Origin of the sequence: Micrococcus sp. KRD096 (genome assembly GCF_017168495.1) — a bacterium.
In the GTDB taxonomy this organism is placed as follows: Bacteria; Actinomycetota; Actinomycetes; order Actinomycetales; family Micrococcaceae; genus Micrococcus; species Micrococcus luteus.
Window position 1 is genome coordinate 1 of sequence record NZ_JABFAY010000052.1, and the last position, 5,895, is coordinate 5,895.

The window sequence follows — 5,895 nt, forward strand, 5'->3', positions numbered from 1 at the left end:
GTGCGAGGCCCTCCCCCAAAGAATGTCCGGCGGCGACCTACTCTCCCACAACCTCCCGGCTGCAGTACCATCGGCGCTGTGGGCCTTAGCTTCCGGGTTCGGAATGGAACCGGGCGTTTCCCCCACGCTATGACCGCCGTAACCCTAACCCCACACCACCACCCTCAACACGGGCAACAGCAGGGAAACCTACGGGTCACACAACAGTGACACTATTCAACTCAAAACACCCCAACCACCCACCAACAGGCAGACAGCCGGTTGCAATCAGACAACCGCACAGTGGACGCGAACACCAACCCATCACCTTGAAGCAAGCAATGGGATAAGAGTGTGTGTAAGTCATCGGCCTATTAGTACTGGTCAGCTTCACGAGTCTTCAGTCCTCGCTTCCACATCCAGCCTATCAACCCAGTGTTCTAGCTGGGGGCCTCACACCCTCAAAGGGGCAAGGAAATCTCATCTCGAAGCCGGCTTCCCGCTTAGATGCTTTCAGCGGTTATCCATCCCGAACGTAGCTAATCAGCCATGCACCTGGCGGTACAACTGACATACCAGAGGTTCGTCCGTCCCGGTCCTCTCGTACTAAGGACAGACCTTCTCAAATTTCCAACGCGCGCAGAGGATAGGGACCGAACTGTCTCACGACGTTCTGAACCCAGCTCGCGTACCGCTTTAATGGGCGAACAGCCCAACCCTTGGGACCTACTCCAGCCCCAGGATGCGACGAGCCGACATCGAGGTGCCAAACCATGCCGTCGATATGGACTCTTGGGCAAGATCAGCCTGTTATCCCCGAGGTACCTTTTATCCGTTGAGCGACGGCCGTTCCACAACGAGCCGCCGGATCACTAGTCCCGACTTTCGTCCCTGCTCGAGCTGCCACTCTCACAGTCAAGCTCCCTTGTGCACTTGCACTCGACACCTGATTGCCAACCAGGCTGAGGGAACCTTTGGGCGCCTCCGTTACATTTTGGGAGGCAACCGCCCCAGTTAAACTACCCATCAGGCACTGTCCCTGACCCGGATCACGGGCCGAAGTTAGATATCCAGAGTGACCAGAGTGGTATTTCAACGGCGACTCCACGAACACTGGCGTGCCCGCTTCACAGTCTCCCACCTATCCTACACAAGTCACACCGAATACCAATACCAAACTATAGTAAAGGTCACGGGGTCTTTCCGTCCTTCTGCGCGTAACGAGCATCTTTACTCGTAATGCAATTTCGCCGAGTTCACGGTTGAGACAGCGGGGAAGTCGTTACTCCATTCGTGCAGGTCGGAACTTACCCGACAAGGAATTTCGCTACCTTAGGATGGTTATAGTTACCACCGCCGTTTACTGGGGCTTAAGTTCTCCGCTTCGCCGAAGCTAACAGGTCCCCTTAACCTTCCAGCACCGGGCAGGAGTCAGTCCATATACATCGTCTTACGACTTCGCATGGACCTGTGTTTTTGATAAACAGTCGCTTCCCCCTGGTCTCTGCGGCCCCGATCCCCTCACACCAGCACGTGGTGCTCAAGGTTGGGGCCCCCCTTCTCCCGAAGTTACGGGGGCATTTTGCCGAGTTCCTTAACCATGATTCTCTCGATCGCCTTAGTATTCTCTACCTGACCACCTGTGTCGGTTTAGGGTACGGGCAGTTTGAACCTCACGCCGATGCTTTTCTAGGCAGCATAGGATCACCGGATCACCCACCACGTGGGCGCCCATCAGGTCTCAGGCATACAGCCGGCGGATTTACCTACCGGCAGCCCTACACCCTTAGACCAGGTCATTTCCATTGCCCGGCCCGGCTACCTTCCTGCGTCACACCTGTTAATGCGCTTGCCTCCCCGGTTCAGGTCCCGCGCTCCCCATCACCGACCCCGTCAAAGACGGGGTTCGGGATGGTTCGGGCGGTTAGTATCACCGGCTCAGCATGGGCGGTTCTTCACTGGTACGGGAATATCAACCCGTTGTCCATCGACTACGCCTGTCGGCCTCGCCTTAGGTCCCGACTTACCCAGGGCAGATTAGCTTGACCCTGGAACCCTTAGTCATCCGGCGGACGGGTTTCTCACCCGTCTTTCGCTACTCATGCCTGCATTCTCACTCGTCCACAATCCACCAGAAGTTACCCGCTGGCTTCACCTCGTGAACGACGCTCCCCTACCCATCCAGCAAAACTGAATGCCACGGTTTCGGCGGTGTACTTGAGCCCCGCTACATTGTCGGCGCGGAATCACTTGACCAGTGAGCTATTACGCACTCTTTCAAGGGTGGCTGCTTCTAAGCCAACCTCCTGGTTGTCTCAGCAACTCCACATCCTTTCCCACTTAGCACACGCTTAGGGGCCTTAACCGGTGGTCTGGGCTGTTTCCCTCTCGACTATGAAGCTTATCCCCCACAGTCTCACTGCCACGCTCTCACTTCCCGGCATTCGGAGTTTGGCTGAAGTCAGTAACCTTGTAGGGCCCATCGTCCATCCAGTAGCTCTACCTCCGGGAAGAAACACGTGACGCTGCACCTAAATGCATTTCGGGGAGAACCAGCTATCACGGAGTTTGATTGGCCTTTCACCCCTACCCACAGCTCATCCCCTCCATTTTCAACTGAAGTGGGTTCGGTCCTCCACGCGCTCTTACACGCGCTTCAACCTGGCCATGGGTAGATCACTCCGCTTCGGGTCTAGGACACGCGACTCAATCGCCCTATTCAGACTCGCTTTCGCTACGGCTTCCCCACACGGGTTAACCTCGCCACGTATCACTAACTCGCAGGCTCATTCTTCAAAAGGCACGCTGTCACCCCACAAGGAGGCTCCAACGGTTTGTAGGCACATGGTTTCAGGTACTATTTCACTCCCCTCCCGGGGTACTTTTCACCATTCCCTCACGGTACTGATCCGCTATCGGTCAACAGGTAGTATTCAGGCTTACCAGGTGGTCCTGGCAGATTCACACGGGATTCCTCGGGCCCCGTGCTACTCGGGCAACCCCCCAACAGCGGCGGAACACATTTCGACTACGGGACTCTCACCCACTACGGTCCAGCATCCACACTGGTTCGTCTATATGCCCGCACCTCACTGCGCCATGCCGGCAGACATGACAAGGAGGGGCCCACAACACCGCACATGCAACCCCTGCCGGGTATCACACACATACGGTTTAGCCCCATCCGCGTTCGCTCGCCACTACTAACGGAATCACTTTTGTTTTCTCTTCCTGTGGGTACTGAGATGTTTCACTTCCCCACGTTCCCTCCACCCGGTCTATGTGTTCAACCGGGGGTCACACGACACGTCGTGCGGGGTTTCCCCATTCGGAAATCCTGGTCTCAACGTCCGGTTATCGACTCCACCAGGCTTATCGCAGATTCCCACGTCCTTCTTCGGCTCCTGTTGCCAAGGCATCCACCATGCGCCCTTGGAAACTTTCACACACAATGAAAGTCCTCAAATGAGCAATATCTAACTAAGATGTCATTCTCGGCATCACCACACCTCACACACCACCCCAGGGGGGACAGTGCGATCAACGATGCAGCAACAAAAAAAATAAGATGCTCGCGTCCACTATGCAGTTCTCAAACAACAACCCACACCCCATCCACCAACCCACAAGGCCAGCTTCACAAGATACGGAGACCAGAAACAACAACCCCAACCCTCACAGATCAGGGTGCCTGCTGTTCCAGGACCCAACAGTGTGCCAACACCAGCTCGCAGCCACCAACACCACCCATTCCAACCACGCCCGCAAAGGCATGACGTACTCGAGCACTGCCGGCACCACCACTGGCACCATTCATTGATGTTCCACCCATGAGCAACCCGCCATCACACACGCGGTGATGCAACGGGCACTAATGCTCCTTAGAAAGGAGGTGATCCAGCCGCACCTTCCGGTACGGCTACCTTGTTACGACTTAGTCCCAATCGCTGGTCCCACCTTCGACGGCTCCCCCCACAAGGGTTAGGCCACCGGCTTCGGGTGTTACCAACTTTCGTGACTTGACGGGCGGTGTGTACAAGGCCCGGGAACGTATTCACCGCAGCGTTGCTGATCTGCGATTACTAGCGACTCCGACTTCATGGGGTCGAGTTGCAGACCCCAATCCGAACTGAGACCGGCTTTTTGGGATTAGCTCCACCTCACAGTATCGCAACCCATTGTACCGGCCATTGTAGCATGCGTGAAGCCCAAGACATAAGGGGCATGATGATTTGACGTCGTCCTCACCTTCCTCCGAGTTGACCCCGGCAGTCTCCCATGAGTCCCCACCACGACGTGCTGGCAACATGGAACGAGGGTTGCGCTCGTTGCGGGACTTAACCCAACATCTCACGACACGAGCTGACGACAACCATGCACCACCTGTGAACCCGCCCCAAAGGGGAAACCGTATCTCTACGGCGATCGAGAACATGTCAAGCCTTGGTAAGGTTCTTCGCGTTGCATCGAATTAATCCGCATGCTCCGCCGCTTGTGCGGGCCCCCGTCAATTCCTTTGAGTTTTAGCCTTGCGGCCGTACTCCCCAGGCGGGGCACTTAATGCGTTAGCTGCGGCGCGGAAACCGTGGAATGGTCCCCACACCTAGTGCCCAACGTTTACGGCATGGACTACCAGGGTATCTAATCCTGTTCGCTCCCCATGCTTTCGCTCCTCAGCGTCAGTTACAGCCCAGAGACCTGCCTTCGCCATCGGTGTTCCTCCTGATATCTGCGCATTCCACCGCTACACCAGGAATTCCAGTCTCCCCTACTGCACTCTAGTCTGCCCGTACCCACCGCAGATCCGGGGTTAAGCCCCGGACTTTCACGACAGACGCGACAAACCGCCTACGAGCTCTTTACGCCCAATAATTCCGGATAACGCTCGCACCCTACGTATTACCGCGGCTGCTGGCACGTAGTTAGCCGGTGCTTCTTCTGCAGGTACCGTCACTTTCGCTTCTTCCCTACTGAAAGAGGTTTACAACCCGAAGGCCGTCATCCCTCACGCGGCGTCGCTGCATCAGGCTTTCGCCCATTGTGCAATATTCCCCACTGCTGCCTCCCGTAGGAGTCTGGGCCGTGTCTCAGTCCCAGTGTGGCCGGTCACCCTCTCAGGCCGGCTACCCGTCGTCGCCTTGGTGAGCCATTACCTCACCAACAAGCTGATAGGCCGCGAGTCCATCCAAAACCGATAAATCTTTCCAACACCCACCATGCGGTGGACGCTCCTATCCGGTATTAGACCCAGTTTCCCAGGCTTATCCCAGAGTTAAGGGCAGGTTACTCACGTGTTACTCACCCGTTCGCCACTAATCCACCCAGCAAGCTGGGCTTCATCGTTCGACTTGCATGTGTTAAGCACGCCGCCAGCGTTCATCCTGAGCCAGGATCAAACTCTCCGTAAAAAAATTACAGAACAACACCGTGGCAGCCGGAAATAACCACCACGACATCCATTCAATACCTAGCAAACCATCACCACACCACGGGGGTGGCAGGCGATGATCAACCAATATGTGTTAAAACAATTGGCATCAACAAACTTGGCACACTATTGAGTTCTCAAACAACAGGCGCTTCCAGCTTCAGCGACCCGCTCCGCGGGCCGTTTCGCTCTGGAGCAACTTCTCCATCCTAGACCATCCGTTTCGACCGTGTCAACTCCGTGTCCGAAGCATTCACCGTCCGTTCACATGGCCGGGCTAGAAAACCTTACCACGCGATCCGACCATGTCAACTCCGCTTCCGCGGGGCCAGACACTCACCGGACCATCCACGTGGAAGGCCTCGAAAAGCTTACCACATGATCCCCGGCTGTCAAACCAGATCATCTTCTTCAGGAATCCCGACCCGCATCACTGCCGGCCGCGCACCCGGTGAGCACCACCCGCCCTGGACCTGCCATTCTCGGCA

The 5,895-nt window shown here is 56.3% G+C and carries 3 rRNA genes; all 3 read right to left on the reverse strand.

Annotated elements, in window-relative coordinates:
• Nucleotides 1-24: 24 nt before the first annotated feature.
• A 5S ribosomal RNA gene (gene rrf / locus J1M41_RS11425) occupies nt 25-141 on the reverse strand.
• Nucleotides 142-333: 192 nt separating this feature from the next.
• A 23S ribosomal RNA gene (locus J1M41_RS11430) occupies nt 334-3,425 on the reverse strand.
• Nucleotides 3,426-3,864: 439 nt separating this feature from the next.
• A 16S ribosomal RNA gene (locus J1M41_RS11435) occupies nt 3,865-5,387 on the reverse strand.
• The 16S, 23S and 5S rRNA genes sit together here, the layout of an rRNA operon.
• Nucleotides 5,388-5,895 lie beyond the last annotated feature (508 nt).